This window comes from Erythrobacter sp. SN6-5 (genome assembly GCF_057364945.1).
On sequence record NZ_CP200282.1, the window covers coordinates 2524945 to 2539747 of the forward strand.

General features: G+C 58.7%; 13 protein-coding genes and 3 pseudogenes. 5 read left to right on the top strand and 11 right to left on the bottom strand.

Going from position 1 to position 14803, the window contains the following annotated elements; translation table 11 throughout:
* Positions 1 to 78 precede the first annotated feature (78 nt).
* Positions 79 to 1470 (bottom strand): cryptochrome/photolyase family protein, encoded by a 1392-nt coding sequence (locus AC0V6Z_RS12585; protein WP_472638800.1) that lies wholly within the window; start codon positions 1468 to 1470, stop codon positions 79 to 81.
* Between the two features lie 178 nt (positions 1471 to 1648).
* On the bottom strand, positions 1649 to 2641 hold the full coding sequence (locus AC0V6Z_RS12590; RefSeq protein WP_472640915.1) for a metal-dependent hydrolase: 993 nt from the start codon (positions 2639 to 2641) through the stop codon (positions 1649 to 1651).
* A gap of 322 nt (positions 2642 to 2963) precedes the next feature.
* Here AC0V6Z_RS12590 and AC0V6Z_RS12595 point away from each other — a divergent pair.
* The 4 genes and pseudogenes from AC0V6Z_RS12595 to AC0V6Z_RS12610 all read left to right on the top strand — a co-directional run.
* Positions 2964 to 3140 (top strand): annotated as a pseudogene (locus AC0V6Z_RS12595) (alpha/beta hydrolase fold domain-containing protein); the annotation flags it as partial.
* A gap of 83 nt (positions 3141 to 3223) precedes the next feature.
* Positions 3224 to 3514, top strand: a pseudogene (locus AC0V6Z_RS12600) (alpha/beta hydrolase fold domain-containing protein); the annotation flags it as partial.
* 21 nt (positions 3515 to 3535) lie between these two features.
* Complete coding sequence (locus tag AC0V6Z_RS12605) at positions 3536 to 3664, top strand: hypothetical protein (protein WP_472640948.1); 129 nt, start codon at positions 3536 to 3538, stop codon at positions 3662 to 3664.
* The gene (locus AC0V6Z_RS12610) at positions 3661 to 4146 is read left to right on the top strand and encodes an RNA pyrophosphohydrolase (protein ID WP_472638801.1); all 486 of its coding nucleotides are present in this window, start codon (positions 3661 to 3663) and stop codon (positions 4144 to 4146) included. The genes AC0V6Z_RS12605 and AC0V6Z_RS12610 overlap by 4 nt, the downstream gene beginning before the upstream one ends.
* An 11-nt stretch (positions 4147 to 4157) precedes the next feature.
* On the opposite strand, the gene AC0V6Z_RS12615 is transcribed toward AC0V6Z_RS12610, so the two are convergent.
* The 6 genes from AC0V6Z_RS12615 to AC0V6Z_RS12640 form a co-directional block, all read right to left on the bottom strand.
* A complete protein-coding gene (locus tag AC0V6Z_RS12615) occupies positions 4158 to 4658 on the bottom strand; it encodes a tetratricopeptide repeat protein (protein WP_472638802.1) in 501 nt (166 codons plus the stop codon).
* A 58-nt stretch (positions 4659 to 4716) separates the two neighbouring features.
* Positions 4717 to 5898, bottom strand: coding sequence for an RsmB/NOP family class I SAM-dependent RNA methyltransferase (locus tag AC0V6Z_RS12620; protein ID WP_472638803.1), 1182 nt, complete (start codon positions 5896 to 5898; stop codon positions 4717 to 4719).
* A complete protein-coding gene (locus AC0V6Z_RS12625) occupies positions 5895 to 6155 on the bottom strand; it encodes a hypothetical protein (RefSeq protein ID WP_472638804.1) in 261 nt (86 codons plus the stop codon). Before AC0V6Z_RS12625 ends, AC0V6Z_RS12620 begins: the two co-directional genes overlap by 4 nt.
* 6 nt (positions 6156 to 6161) lie before the next feature.
* The gene (gene guaB / locus AC0V6Z_RS12630; RefSeq protein WP_472638805.1) at positions 6162 to 7616 is read right to left on the bottom strand and encodes an IMP dehydrogenase; all 1455 of its coding nucleotides are present in this window, start codon (positions 7614 to 7616) and stop codon (positions 6162 to 6164) included.
* Between the two features lie 115 nt (positions 7617 to 7731).
* On the bottom strand, positions 7732 to 9180 hold the full coding sequence (locus tag AC0V6Z_RS12635; protein ID WP_472638806.1) for a M20/M25/M40 family metallo-hydrolase: 1449 nt from the start codon (positions 9178 to 9180) through the stop codon (positions 7732 to 7734).
* 53 nt (positions 9181 to 9233) lie between these two features.
* Positions 9234 to 9989: a 3-hydroxybutyrate dehydrogenase gene (locus AC0V6Z_RS12640; RefSeq protein WP_472638807.1), complete on the bottom strand. Its 756-nt coding sequence runs from the start codon at positions 9987 to 9989 to the stop codon at positions 9234 to 9236.
* 150 nt (positions 9990 to 10139) lie between these two features.
* Here AC0V6Z_RS12640 and ypfJ point away from each other — a divergent pair.
* Positions 10140 to 11019 (top strand): annotated as a pseudogene (ypfJ, locus tag AC0V6Z_RS12645) (KPN_02809 family neutral zinc metallopeptidase).
* Positions 11020 to 11111: 92 nt separating this feature from the next.
* On the opposite strand, the gene creD reads toward ypfJ, so the two are convergent.
* From creD to AC0V6Z_RS12660, 3 genes are all read right to left on the bottom strand, one after another.
* Positions 11112 to 12521, bottom strand: a complete 1410-nt coding sequence (gene creD, locus AC0V6Z_RS12650; protein WP_472638808.1) for a cell envelope integrity protein CreD — start codon at positions 12519 to 12521, stop codon at positions 11112 to 11114.
* A 160-nt stretch (positions 12522 to 12681) separates the two neighbouring features.
* Entirely contained in the window at positions 12682 to 14391 is a 1710-nt protein-coding gene (locus AC0V6Z_RS12655) for a M56 family metallopeptidase (RefSeq protein ID WP_472638809.1), read from the bottom strand.
* Entirely contained in the window at positions 14388 to 14795 is a 408-nt protein-coding gene (locus AC0V6Z_RS12660) for a BlaI/MecI/CopY family transcriptional regulator (protein ID WP_472638810.1), read from the bottom strand. Before AC0V6Z_RS12660 ends, AC0V6Z_RS12655 begins: the two co-directional genes overlap by 4 nt.
* Between the last annotated feature and the right edge of the window lie 8 nt (positions 14796 to 14803).

A 14803-nucleotide genomic window follows, 5' to 3' on the forward strand; every position in this document is an offset into this window, starting at 1 on the left:
TCTCAAATTGGTTTCGAACGGCAACCTTAATAGGATGACACCGCTAAGGACAAGGGGCGAATGGCACTGCGCGTTTCGCTATTCGCCCTTCATCGCCTTGTACGCCGACAGCGCTCGCTCACGCGCTTCCTTGTGACCGATGACTTTCGCTGGGTACGCTTTGGGCAGGCAGCCATGCTCTTCGGGATCGTGAATGTACGGCTCGCTCAGGTCCGCCAGCTCTGGCACATATTCACGAATATAGGCCGCGCTGTCGAACTTCTCCGACTGGCTGAGCGGGGCCATAATCCGCACGAACATATTGGAATCAACACCTGTTCCTGCGGTCCATTGCCAATTGGTCGCGTTGGAGGCGTAATCGGCATCGACCAGCGTATCCCAGAACCACTTTTCGCCCTCGCGCCAATCGATCAGCAGGTGCTTGATCAGGAAGCTTGCCGTGATCATCCGCACGCGGTTGTGCATCCACCCGGTCTGATACAACTGCCGCATGCCTGCATCGACGATGGGATAGCCTGTCTTGCCCTCCTGCCAGGCCTTCAAATCGCACGCGGCGGCCTTGTCGGAATGGGGGTCGCGCCAGTTTAGCTTGTCATAATCCTCGCGGTAATTTGTGCTCGCATAGGCGGGAAACTGAGCGATCGCGTTTTGCGCATAATCGCGCCAGATCAGCTCCTTCTCATATGTCCGCCATCCATCGGAGCGGCTATGCGTCAGCATATGCCATATCTGCACCGGAGAAATCTCGCCAAAGTGCAAATGCGGGGACAGCTGCGATGTTTTCTCAACCGAGGGAAGATTGCGAGCCTCATCGTAGTCCTCGACGTGGTTCTCCCACCAGGCGAGCCGTTCATGCGCGGCCGCCTCGCCCACTTCCCAGAATGCGCGCATACCGCCTGCCCAATCGGGCTTGGTGGGTAGTAACTGCCAATCCTCCAACGCATCACTGGCGGGCCATTTGTCGGGCGAAGACAGTGTCTCTGGCTCTGGCAGAACATCGCGCGGCGGGAACTGCGCCAGGCTCGCTTTGGAAAACGGGGTGTAGATTTTGTACTGCGTGCCAGAGCCGGTCGTGACCGAGCCGGGCGGCGTCAGATAGTTGCCATCATACAGCTTTAGGTCGAGCTTCTCCGCCAGAGCGCCCTGCGCCTTGCGCCACCACGGCTCGTAATGGCGATTGGCATGGATGGCCTCAGCGCTGGTTTCGTGCGCCAGCTTGGTCAACTCCTCCACCGCATCGCCGCGCCTCAGGATGAGCCGCGCATTATGCTGGCCAAGCGACTTTGACAGACTCTCCAACGAATGGTGCAACCACCAGCGTGATGCCCCGCCATAGGCGTGGCCCTTCGCGCATTCATCATCAAGCACATAGAACGCGATGACGGGACCTTGCTGCGCCGCTGCGTACAGAGCCGGGTTGTCGGCCATACGAAGATCGCGCCTCAGCCAGACGATTTGTGGTTTGGTCACTCAAATGCTCCGTTCGTCCTGAGTCTGTCGAAGGACGTGGTTCCTGATGCACGTGGTTCGACAAGCTCACCACGAACGGCTTCCTTAAATGATCCAACGCCGTCATGCTGAACTTGTTTCAGCATCCATCTCATTCGCAAAGATATAATCTGTGCGGGGGATAGACCCTGAACCGAATTCAGGGTGACGAGACGGACAAAGGTTCGCATTTCACATTGGGTAACGCGATGGTGAAGCGATCACGTGATAGCGGGTCATAGAAACGTGCGTCGCGCAGGAGCACAGAACCATCTTCGGCACGCTCGGCGAAAGGTGCCCGTGACCAAAACATGAAAGCGTGAAGCTCCGAATTTTCTGTCCGTTTTTTCGTTAGATCAGGAAAAATGCACTGCGGTGCCGCAGGCTTATAAAAGCCATATCCTAGCTCTTGACCTTGCCACTCACTGGATACCCAATGGTTGTCATAAAGCTGGACAATCCGCTCACGCTCCCAAAAGGCCAAAGGCACCGGACTAATAACAACCTGTTTTCCGTACGGCTCGCTACTCTTCGTCCGATCATCTTTATATTCGGTAATCGCCCCATTCAGCCCGATATACGCCAGCGATACTGCTATCGCGACGCGCGCGGGATTGATCCAATCCCCGCCCTTCTTCTCGCGCCGCAATGAAAACCACGTCGCAAAGCCCATCAGCCCCCACAGCCACACATCGATGATGAACAAAGTATCGCCGTAGAACCACTGCGAGGAGAACGGCTCAAGCAGGCGGATGCCATATACATTCAGCCAATCGAGCGCGGGATGCGTCAGGCAGCCGATAAAGCTAAGCAGGAAAAGCCATTTGAAACTGACCGGGCGTCTACCCTCAGGCCGTTTGCCACGTTTTGCCTGCCACCGGTCAAACCCCCACAGCAGCCCCGCCAATATCAGCGGCAACAGCACCAATGCTGGCGGCCCATGCGTGATCCCGCGCCGAAATCCGAGATGCTCCTGCCCATCCAGCCAGAAGAAACACGCCGCATCAACATCGGGCAAATTCGCCCCAATGATCAGCGCCAGGCATTGCCAGGCCGGTTTTCTTCTTAAGCCCCGCCTGACCCAGCAAAGCGCCGACCAGGCTGTGTGTGAGATTGTCCATGTGCGAGGGCGTATCTCCGCAAGTCCTTTAATCCAAGTGGAAAAGCCGCGTAGAGGAGACTAACGCAGGATCAAACAAAGTTTGGAACGAGGTATCAATATGAGCGCAGCAGCACCCTTTATCCGTCCAGATATGAAGGCATTCTTGGATGCATTGGCGGCCGCAAACGGCCCAGCCATCACCGATATGACGCTGGAAGAAGCGCGGGCAGGCTATGGCGCGCTGCACACCATGGCGGATAGGCCTGCGCGTGACCTGGCGGTGATCCGTGACCTCAACTGTCCCGGCCCAGCGGGCGAGATAGGCCTGCGCCTGTATGATACACGTAAGACGCGAGAAGCTGGCCCAGTGATCATGTTCTATCACGGCGGCGGCTATGTGATCGGCGATCTCGACACGCACCAAAACCTTTGCACCGAAATCGCATATCTAATGGATTTGCCGGTGGTGGCGGTGGATTATCGTCTCGCGCCAGAGGCCCCCTTCCCCGCCGCGATTGAGGATTGCGAGGCGGCGACGCGTTGGGTCGCATCGGGGCCATCAGAACTAGGCCGCCCAGCCAATGGCATCATCACAATTGGTGACAGCGCTAAGCGGCAACTACCGCGATTGTCATGGGGCAGCAATTGGCGGCAAACCCCGCCAATATTCCGGTTGCCTTGCAAGTGCCGATCTTCCCACTTGCCAGCGATGCCATGGGATCAGCCAGCCTTAATGAATTTGCAGACGGCTATGTACTCACCAAGGCGGCTATTGAATTCTTCGATGCGCAGTATCAGCCCAATCGCGGTGACCCGCGCGCCTTCCCAGTTTTAGGCGACCACAGCGCAGCTCCGCCAACGGTACTGGTCACCGCCAGCCTGGATCCAATCCGCGATTCCGGCCGGGATTACGGCGCTGCGCTCTCTCAGGCAGGCGCAGACCACATGCTGATCGAGGTGAAAGGCGTAACACATTCCTTCACCAATCTACGCGGCGCCGTGCCCAGCGCTCAGGCCGATCTGGAACGCATCATCGCCGCTATGAAACACATGCTCGCGGGAGCCACTGCATGAGCAATCTGCCCTATCGTCCCTGCGCTGGTTTCATGCTGGTCAACGCCGATGGTCAAATCTTTGTTGGGCAGCGCATTGATGCCAACCGCGATCCCAAGACGCTTGGCGCCTGGCAGATGCCGCAAGGCGGGATCGACAAGGGCGAGGATGAGGAACAGGCCGCTCTGCGCGAGCTGGAGGAGGAAACCGGCATTGGCGCGCATTTGGTCGAGGTGATCAAACGCTCGGCCACCACACATCTCTATGATTTGCCGCCTGAATTGCTGGGTAAGGTGTGGAAGGGCAAATATCGCGGGCAGGAACAGCATTGGTTCCTCGGCCGGTTTTTGGGGACTGAGGCGGACATCAACCTAAACGTGCACGAACCGGCGGAATTCGAATCCTACAAATGGATCGAGCCTGCGCAACTGCCGGAGCTGATCGTGTCCTTCAAACGCGATGTTTACGCGGCATTGGTTGAAGAGTTTGCGCCGCTGATTTAGCGCAGTGAGCCTCAGTTTTGCGCGACGCCGCCCTCAGCAGCCGCGGTTTCTGCCGCAAGCCGCGCCTGAGCGCCGGTCGCGATGCTGCTTTGCAAAGCCAACGTCTCTGGGCAGTTCGCCCCGCACAGGCTGCGCAGTTGCGCCAGGTTGAGCTTCGCCTTCTCCAGCGCGCCCTTCTCTACCAGAGCCTCACCCTCGCCCGACATGGCCGCAAAATTGCCGGGATCACGCACCAAGGCTTCGCGGTAATAACGGATCGCCTTGCCTTGCAGTCCTTCAAACCGGGCCACACTTGCCAGCTCTAGAAACACCCCGACATAGCCCGGATCAACCGCCAATGCGGCCTCAAAGGCATCAATCGCGGCCTGCGGATCCTCAGCCTTAAGCGATGCCTGGCCCTGCGCCACAAGCGCGGCAGCGCGCGCATCAGGTTTATAATCCTGCGCGCTGGTGACGCTCGCCGAGATGGTGAGTACGAGCGATAGTGCAGCGGCGGCGGGCGCAAAGCGCATAAGCGTCTCCTTAAGGGAAGCTAAGCTGGAAGTTTGAGGCTCAGCCATAGCGCATGAGCTAACACGCAAATTCCAGATTTGCGACAAAAAATCCGTCCGTGCCATGCTGGAACGGATCAAGCCGCCAACCCTCGCCGCGCGGCGTACCCAGCGCCAAGTCTGGTGCCTTCGCTGTCCATCCCTCATGCCGTTCTAGAAAGGCCTTGATCCGGTGCGGGCCCTCTGCATCCAAAAGCGAGCAGGTGACGAACACCATTGAGCCGCCCGGACGAACCAACTGTGCCCCCACGTCGAGCACATGATCCTGAAGCTCGTTCAGCCGGGTAAGTTCGGCCTCGTCTAAGCGCCATCTGCTTTCCGGATTGCGCCGCCAAGTGCCGCTGCCAGAGCAAGGCGCGTCGACCAGCACGTGATCCGCCTTTGCGGCCCACTGGGCCAAGGCCTCCATTTCCTTGCCCGGATCGAGCAAAACGATGTGGTCTACCTCTGCGCCTGTGCGGGCCGCGCGCGGGGCCAGATTGCCAAGCCTGCGTTTGTCGGTATCCGATGCGATAAGAGAGGCTGCATTGCCCAGCTTTGCCGCCAGAGCCAGCGTCTTGCCCCCGGCCCCTGCGCACAGATCAATTACCGTGTCACCGGGTTTCGCCGTCAATGCTTCGCACACCAGCTGGCTGCCGTGGTCTTGCACCTCGATCTTGCCATCGCGGTACGCCTGCCATTGCTCCACCTGAGTACCGAAGGGAAAACGAAGGCCTTGTTCTGAAGCCAACTTCTCGCTCGGTTCAGGGAGTTCAATCGTCACACGATCGGCCTTCAGCGAGTTCACCCGAATGTCGAGCGGTGCGCGGCCGAGCAAGGCTTCGGCGGCCTCGCCGGTAATCCCGCTTTGCGAGAGCAATTCGATCAGCCATCCCGGCGCGACACCGACCTTGGCGAATTTTTCGCCATCTCGGATCTTTGCAGGTCCATGATCGGAACTATCAAACAATTCGAGGATCGCGGGGTCTTCCTGGCCCAGGGCAAGCATCGCCGCTCGCCCATTCTTGGGCACCGGCCCGCACAACCGTATTGCTCGGTAAACCAGCTCGCGAATGGCGCGCCGATCTTTCGACCCAGCATAGCGCCGCGCCTTGAAATATTCCGAGATTAAACGGTCTGCCGGAGCGGCCTTACGCCGGGCGCAATCGATGATCGTATCAAGCAGTTCAATGGCTGCTTGAACGCGCGCTGCGGGCCTCATTTCCTTGACTTTAAGTGGTTCTGCCAGACGGATTCATATTCCGTTAGGGCTGGCGCACTCATGCAGCGATGCTCGTAGCGTACGCCGCTTTTGCCGTTCGCCGCCTGCGTCATTTCCTTCGCCATTTTGGCACCAGCTTCTTCGCATTCCGTCGCTGAGGCGAACAGGAATTCTAGGCGCTGGATATCCGTCTCACCCGGTTGATTTGGATGCCATCCAACAAAGAACAGCATAACCGGCACAAACAATTCCATCATATGATCCTAGCGCGTTGGATAATTGGGGGCTTCGCGAGTAATCGCCACATCGTGAACGTGGCTTTCAGAAAGGCCAGCGTTGGTAATGCGGACGAACTTGCCGCGCTCACGCAGGTCAGGAATGGTAGCAGAACCAGTGTAGCCCATGGCGGCTTTGATGCCGCCAACCAATTGGTGGACCACATCCGCCGCAGGGCCTTTGAACGGCACTTGGCCTTCGATCCCCTCCGGCACCAGCTTCATCGCAGAGACGTCTTGCTGGAAGTAACGATCTGCACTGCCGCGCGCCATCGCGCCGACAGAGCCCATGCCGCGGTATGATTTGTAGCTGCGGCCCTGGTAAAGGAACACCTCGCCGGGGCTTTCCGCGGTGCCAGCCAGCATAGAGCCAACCATGACTGCGGACGCGCCCGCCGCCAGCGCTTTGGCTGCATCGCCGCTGGTCCGCAGGCCGCCATCAGCAATCACTGGCACGCCGGATTTCGCCGCTTCTGCCGCGCTGTCCATGATCGCAGAAAGCTGAGGAACGCCAACCCCGGCTACAACGCGCGTGGTGCAGATTGATCCCGGCCCAATGCCGACCTTCACCGCATCCGCGCCCGCATCGATCAGCGCGCGAGTCGCCTCAGCTGTGGCGACATTTCCAGCGACAACTTGAACCGTGCTGGACAGCGCCTTGGCGCGCTCAACCGCGCGGGCCACGTCCTTGTTATGCCCATGTGCCGTGTCGATGATCACCACATCGACCTCAGCTTCGATCAGTGCCTTGGTGCGTTCAAACCCTTTATCGCCAACTGTACTTGCCGCCGCCACACGCAGGCGCCCGGCCTCATCCTTGGTTGCGTCCGGGTAATTGACGGCTTTTTCAATGTCTTTGACCGTGATCAACCCAATGCATCGATAGTCATCATCGACCACCAACAGTTTTTCGATTCGGCGCGCATGGAGCAGGCGGCGCGCATCTTCCTGGCCAGTGCCAAGCGGGACGGTGGCCAAATTCTCTGTCGTCATCAGCTCGCGCACAGGCTGAGCGGGGTTTTCCGCAAAGCGCACATCGCGATTGGTAACGATGCCAACCAGCTTGCCCGCCGTATCGGTCACCGGAATACCGCTGATCTTGTTCGCATCCATCAGGGCCTGCGCATCGCCAAGCGTCGCATCTGGGCCGATAGTGATCGGATTGACGACCATGCCGCTTTCATAGCGTTTGACCGCGCGAACGGCGGCGCATTGATCGGGCAATTCCAGATTGCGGTGCAGCACACCGATCCCGCCCATTTGCGCCATGGCAATCGCCATGTCCGCCTCTGTCACGGTGTCCATCGCGGCGGACAGGATGGGAATGTTGAGCGCAATGCCGCGCGTCAATTGGGTTTGCGTGTTCGCCATCGAGGGCAGCACATCGCTTTCGGCCGGACGTAGCAATACGTCGTCGAATGTAAGGCCAAGAGGGATGTCCATAAGTGCCACTTTCTAAGTCAGAGCATGATTGATGTGGCGGCCCATGTAACCGCACTTCACCCGATCCGCTAGGGTGTGCAGGTGCGAAAAGCGCTCTTAATCCTCAGCTTGTTGGTTAAGGCGTTGGATAAACCTCGGTATCAGCCAGTCTTTTGACCAATTCTTCATGCAACAGCAGGTCGTCAATTGCCCCGCCGAGTTCAATTTTATCGATATCGTCCGACACGCGGTGGTAATCGGCCTCCAGGTATGGCCCAAGCGTGATTTCCGAGCCAAAGGTCGTGGACAGCACGAGTGCTGGTACGTTCTCTTGCAGCAGGACCCAGGCGTCCTGGCGCTGGATAAAGCTCTCGGCAGTTTCACGGTTGCCTAGCTTTCGGCGCGCGTCATTCAGCACATCCATCACAACCTCATCGAGTACAGTGCGCCCTTCCCCGATAAAGCCAACTGGGCTTCCCTGTGGTGCTAGCGCGACGGTGTCGAAATTGAAGGCCGCAACAATGCTGTCGAGCGGAATGGAGGGCTTTTCGGTGAATGCGCGGATGCCGAGCAAGCCTGCCTCTTCGGCCGTGGTTGCCATTACATAGATATCGCGGTCATGCGGGCCGGCCTCTTTAAGCCGCCGAGCAAGCTCAATGATCAGCGCAATTCCGCTGGCATTGTCAATCGCGCCATTGCAGATTTTGTCTTGATCGCTCTCCGTCCCGCAGGTGCCCAGATGGTCCCAATGCGCCAGCAGCAGCACAGCACCCTCGGCGGGTTGCACGCCGGGCAATCGGCCGATGACATTGAACGAATTGAACTCGCGCCGCCTTGACTTGGCCTCGATTGTGGCCGCCATGGTCAGGTCAATCGCTTCGAATTCATCTTCATCAGAAGCCTGCAGCAGCTCGTCCCAGCGATCCTCACCCAGCATGCCAAGCATCACAGAATTGGTGATGAAGGCGCGCAATTCCTGGCCTTCACGACTCGCCAGGATGAAACGTTCACGCTCGCTTATAAAACGCTGATCCGCGATCGATTTGGTATCTTGCATCACCGTGATGATTGCGACCGGCCCCTTGCCGAACAGGATCTCGCGGCGCGCATCGCTGACGCCGTCCTCGTCCAGCATCAACACCACTTTACCGGCCACTCGCTCGGGTGAAACGCGCGTCGCCTCGCGGCCAACGAAGACCACATCCGCACCCTCCACCAAGGCCAATTGGCGGGTTGTGTAGGCGGCGGCGACCTCCGCGGGCAGCTCTACGTCTCGGGCACCAAAGCTCAACGTGACGGAGCTTTCGCTCGGCTGAGTACTGATCAGGCGAACCGGCGCACGCCATGGATTGCCCGGATCATTGGTGCCGGATTCCAAACCCACACTCTGAAACCGATCAATGATGTAATTGACAGTTAGATCCTGTCCATCAGTGCCCGGCTTGCGTCCGCCATATGTGTCGCTGGCAAGGATATTGATATCACGCGACATGCTGGCGGCGATTTGCGCCCGCTCCGCCTTCGAAACGCTCGCAACGGGCGAGCCTACACAGGCGCTGACCACCAGCCCGAGGACGGCAATCACACATGCTCTTGCAAGGCCTGCTAACCTCGCCCCTGTTTGCGCCCCTGCGTTACTCACTCGGCAGTCCAGCCTCCGTCTATGCTCCAATTGGCTCCGGTCACATTGCCTGCTTCTTCGCGGCAAAGGAAGACCGCAAGCGCGCCAATCTCTGCTGGCTGCACGAATTTCTTCGTTGGTTGTTTCGCCAGCAGGACGTCGTTTATCACCTCGTCTCGAGTGAGACCGCGCGCCTTCATCGTATCCGGGATCTGCCCCTCGATCAGAGGCGTCCAAACATAGCCTGGGCTGATGCAGTTGGCCGTCACCCCGGTTTGCGCCAGCTCCAGCGCGATTGTCTTCGTGAATCCAGCAATCCCATGCTTGCTGGCGTTATACGCGCTCTTGAACGGAGACGCAGTGAGTGAATGCGCACTCGCGGTGTTGATAATCCGGCCCCAACCGCGCTCCCTCATGCCCGGCACGGCAAGCCGCGTTGTGTGAAACGGTGCAGTGAGGTTTAGCCCGATCACCTGATCCCATTTCTCCGGCGGAAATTCATCGACCGGCGCAACGTGCTGCATCCCGGCATTGTTGACCAGAATATCAACCGTACCGACCTCAGCCATCATGGCTTCGATCGCACCGCTATCGAGCAGGTTTGCGCCGCTGTAATCCGCGCCTATTTCCTCACGCAGCGCCGCAATCTCTGCCTCGTCGCCAAAGCCATTGAGGATCACGTCTGCACCCTCTGCATGAAGCGCGCGGGCCACGGACAAACCAATCCCGGAGGTTGATCCCGTGATAAGCGCGCGTTTGCCCTTGAGGAACATCGGTAACTCCTGCAGTTTCGTTTCCCATCAGGCTTTTGCCATTGCAGGCGGCCCTGTCCAGCATTTATGCAGGCGGGCAGCGCAGCAATGTGCGAAACGCAGTCTAGGCCGTGCGGGATCGCACAGCCCGGACCAGGGAGGGAAAACACAATGCGACTCAACCCGTTCGACACATCCAAGATCAAGGTCCGCTCCAGCAATGGCGGCGGGCGCAGAATGCCGGGCGGCCGGGCTGGCGGAATGGGTTGCGGCACGATTGTGATCGTCGCGATTGCTGCACTGGTGTTTGGTATCGATCCCGGTCAAATGCTAGGCGTCGTCGAAGGCGTGCAGCAGCAAGGCCCGCAGCCACAGGTGCAACAGGGACAAAGAAGTGAGCAGGAAATCTGCTCCAGTAGCCAATATGCAACCGAAGCATGCGCAGCGCTCACATCCTTGAATGAGACATGGGAGCCAGAGTTTGCCCGCGTCAGGCATCCCTTTTGAGCAGCCGTTTCTCGACCTGTTTCGGACAGGACGCGTCAACACGAGCGGCTGCGGCAGCGCCAGTTCCGCCTCTGGCCCGTTTTACTGTCCGGCGGACATGGGCATTTATATCGACACCAGCTTCTATGATCAGCTCGCCCGTATGGCTGGCACGGGCGGCGACTTTGCACGGCTTTATGTGATCGCGCATGAATATGGACATCATATCCAAAACCTCACCGGTATCGCTGGGCAGGTACGCAGCGCCCAACAGCAGAACCCGCGCAATCGCAACCAGTTGCAGGTCCGCATGGAATTGCAGGCCGATTGCTATGCCGGGGTCTGGGCGGGTAAGAATCGCCAATTGATTGAACGTGGCGACCTGGAAGAAGGCATGCGCGCTGCCGCGTCGATTGGGGACGACACCTTACAACGCAATGCAGGTCAACGGATCAATCCTGAAGGTTTCACTCACGGCACCAGTCAGCAACGCATGGAGGCCCTGCGCCGCGGGCTCGACAGCGCCGATAGCGACGTCTGCAATGTCTATTTCGACTTTGGCTGACGTCCTTATCGCATAGTTTCCAACAGAATTCGGGGCCGGAGCGGTTTGACCCGTTCCAGCCCCGAAATACCTGCGGGTATAAGCGCGAGCGATTAAGTCGCTGCGCCCTCCGCCGGGATGGCAGACGTCGGCTCATCAGACTTGGCCGCTGACGACCAATCGATCCGACGAGTCGCATACATCATGCCTGCCAGAGCGAAGAACAGCAGCACCGATCCAATCACTAGAGACCATTCTTCGAGGTTCAGCAGCACATAGAGGCCTGCGTAAAGCGCAACCAGCAGAGCCGCGATGACTCTCGCCCGTTTCCAGCTGCCCAGAATTGCCGCGCTGTAAGCTGACAGCAATCCGATGGTTGCGGCGCTCGCGATCAGATAAGCGATCATGAAACCGAGCATCTCGGAAAAGGCCAGCAGCATCACGAAGAACAGGACAAGTCCTGCCCCGCTGAGCAGATATTCCGCCGCTGCCACACGTGCACCGCCGACGATGTCGAACATCAGAAAGGCCAGAAACGTAAAGCCGATGAACAGGAAACCATATTTCACTGAGCGATTGACGCGGCTGTAAAGATCAACCGGCTCAACCAGGCGGATCGTGGCAATGCTCACGTCGCTGCCGTCGTTTGAGTACGCGGAGAAGCGATCACCGGCATTGATTTGCGGCAGCTGTGCTTCGCTGTTGCGCACCAAAGTTTGTCCGAGCGCCAGGTTCGAGATCGACCAACTGGCCTTAAAGCCAGCATCGCTGATCTTGACCGTCTCATCACCTGGCAGGAAGCTGCCAGCGAAGCTTGGGTGCGGCCATTCGGATTCGACCATCCAATTGGTTTCCTTGCCTTGCGGCACCATGCTGATCGCGCTGCTGCCACGCAGCTTGTAATTGAACTCGACGTTCAGTGGTTCGCTACCGGTCCAGTCAAGGAAGGCGTGCATGCCGCTGCCATCGCTGTTCGTGCCAAGACCTGGTCGCAGGGGAATAGCCTCACCGCCAACGTTCAATTCAGCGTCGGTTTGAATGCCGCGCGGGTCAGAGATCGGGAAACGAATTTCCGCCTCATCCAACAGCAATTGCTCTGGTTCCACCCCGAACCGGTCTAGGTCACTTGGCATAGCGAAGGCCGCCGTCCCCGACAGCACGACATCATAGATTACCGATTTGTGGATCGATCCGCGAGATTTCACCTCAGGATTGATTGCGGTTGTGATGTCCTGCTTCTCCGGAGAGATATACAGCAGCTCTCGGACGGTGATGGTGCGTGTAACCGTCCGGTTGTTCACCTCTTCATTGGTCACGCGCTCCTGATTGTACGGCACGACCAACACTGGCCCTGCGAGTACTTGCGCACCTGCCCAACCCTCGGTGATAGAGTTTTGCGCAATGCGCGCTTGATCTTGCCGGTCATACACCAGCGCGTAGACAGCCAATAATGGTATGGTCAGCGCCATGCCGATAATGGCTGCGAAGAGTAACTTCAGTCCTGGGGATCGTTCTTTCGCCATATCTCGCCCTCCTATCAAGCGATGAAACGTGCAATGAGCGCGATGAACTGAATTTGATATGAACCGATTGACAGGAAACGGCGGACGTCCAAATTAAACGCCCGCCGTCCGATTGTTTCAAATTTGCTCTGAGCCTCTAACCCAGTGTTGGCAGAGCCGATCAGCTCGCGTTGGTGCGTTCCCAATCGCGAATTTGCTCATCCAAGGTGTCGAGCAATTGGCTGCGCAGATTGCCTTGGATCTCGCTGTTATCTGCCAGAGCCTTGCGCGCTTCCCGCAGGCCCTCAAGTGCCTTTGCCATAACTTTGGCCTGGCACAGGTACACCGTTTGATGACCATTGCCGTGCTCAACCACCGCTGCTGGCTCTTTCTGGCCAGAGCGGCACTTCATCTTCACCTTGGTCTTCGCATTTTCGATATCGATCCGGGCCAGTTTGATCTCCCGGCGCGCTTCGGCAATAGCGGCGTCGGCTTCAGCCAGTCCGAGGCGGACATCGACCATGATCTCTTCGACCTCTTCATCGCTGAGATGACCATTCGATTCCACACTGCGGCGGATCTGGATGCTGCGGCTTTGACTACGCTGTGCACGTTCCCGGCTGCGTTCAGCACGTTCGTGGGCGCGTTCTCGGGCTCGTTCGGTGCGCTCTTCCACCCGTTCAGCCAGTTCCTCAGCGCGTTCAACCTCTGCCTCAATACGCTCTTCTTCCAGCTCGATCTCTTCTTCGATCGCATCAAGCTGTTCCTGGCTCGCACCTGGATCAATCGCTTCGATAGCCCCCGCTTGGAGCATAGCAGGCGGTGCAGGAGGAGCTGGCGGCAATGGAGCACCCAGCGCGAGCGGCGCAGCCGGAGCTGGCGGTGCGGCAGGCACTGTGCCTTCCGCATAGGATATTGATGCGGTCAGCGGCAGCGCGAGCACGGCGGCCCCCACCAGGGCGCGGCCAGCAATCCGGCGGCGCGACGACATATTGGACATTTTCAGGCTCCTTAGACGGTGGATAATCGACTTCTCACCCAGCACTGGACACGCCATAGGCGCGGCCAATGCAAACTTGGGCCCTGCTGCGAAAGTGGTAATTAGACTAGCGTAGACTGCGCGCTCTTCCGGGGCCTTTTCAGCCATCACCCGGGCATCGCAGGCTGCCTCTTGATCGCGCCGCATCGCCAGCCAGCCATAACGGCCAAGCGGGTTAAACCAGTGCAAAGCGAACAAGGGTTGAACAATCATATTGGCGAGCAAATCGCGCGCGGAATGGTGTGACAGCTCATGCGCCAGCGCCAAATTGCGAGCGGTGATATCGGCCTGCGCCATAAAACCCTGCGGCAGCGCCACAACTGGATCGATCACGCCAAAGGCGAGCGGCGCGCTGGCGCCTGATGACTCAAGCAGGCGCACGCGGCCACAGCGACCCACTTCACGCGCGTCCTCCAACAGCTCGCGCCGCAAGCGGAAGTAGGCAGAAAAGCGCAACCAGAGAAAAATGGCGGCGCCAACCAGCCATACCGAAATGCAAATCTCCAGGATCGGCATCGGGGTTGTCGGCATCAGCAAGCTGGGCGCCGCGTCCAACCGCCCCAGAGTCGCAGCAGGAGCGTGGGGTTGGACAATCGTGAATAGAAAATCGCCGGACACCGCCTCGGTCGGGCTAGCTTCCGCAAAGGTCGCTGCGGGTGCAGCCTCCTGTGGCGCAGGGTTGAGCCACGCAGGTAGCTCCACCGGGGGCATCAGCAATCGTAAAGCAGGGATCGCCCACAAGGCATAGGCAATCTGCGGCCCGAACCAGCGGGCCACCGGGCGTCGAATAAGCAGGACCAGCGCGATCAATCCGGCGGTCCATAATAGGGTATCAAGTAGCCAGTCCATCATGATTTCAACTCCTTGAGCAGAGCTTCAATATCAGCGAGATCTTCCTCGCTCAGCGCCTCTTGTTCTGCCAGGTGAGCGAACAGAGAGGACGCGCTGCCGCCAAACAGGCGGTCGACCAGGCGGCGGGATTCGCCGCCGACATAATCCACCCGCGCGATCAGCGGGCTGTAAAGAAAACGGCGGCCGTCTGGCTGCGCCGCGATGGCATTCTTACCTACCAAGCGCGAGAGCAACGTTTTGACCGTGGCGAGGCTCCATCCGCGTGGCTCGCACACGGCGTCGCACACGTCAGCAGCGCTCAACGTGCCGCCTTCCCACAATGCCTCCATCACGGCATGTTCAGCATCGCTGATCCGCTCAGGTTTAGAATTATCGGGGGATTTGCCATTTTCGGACTGCGTCACGTGAGCCC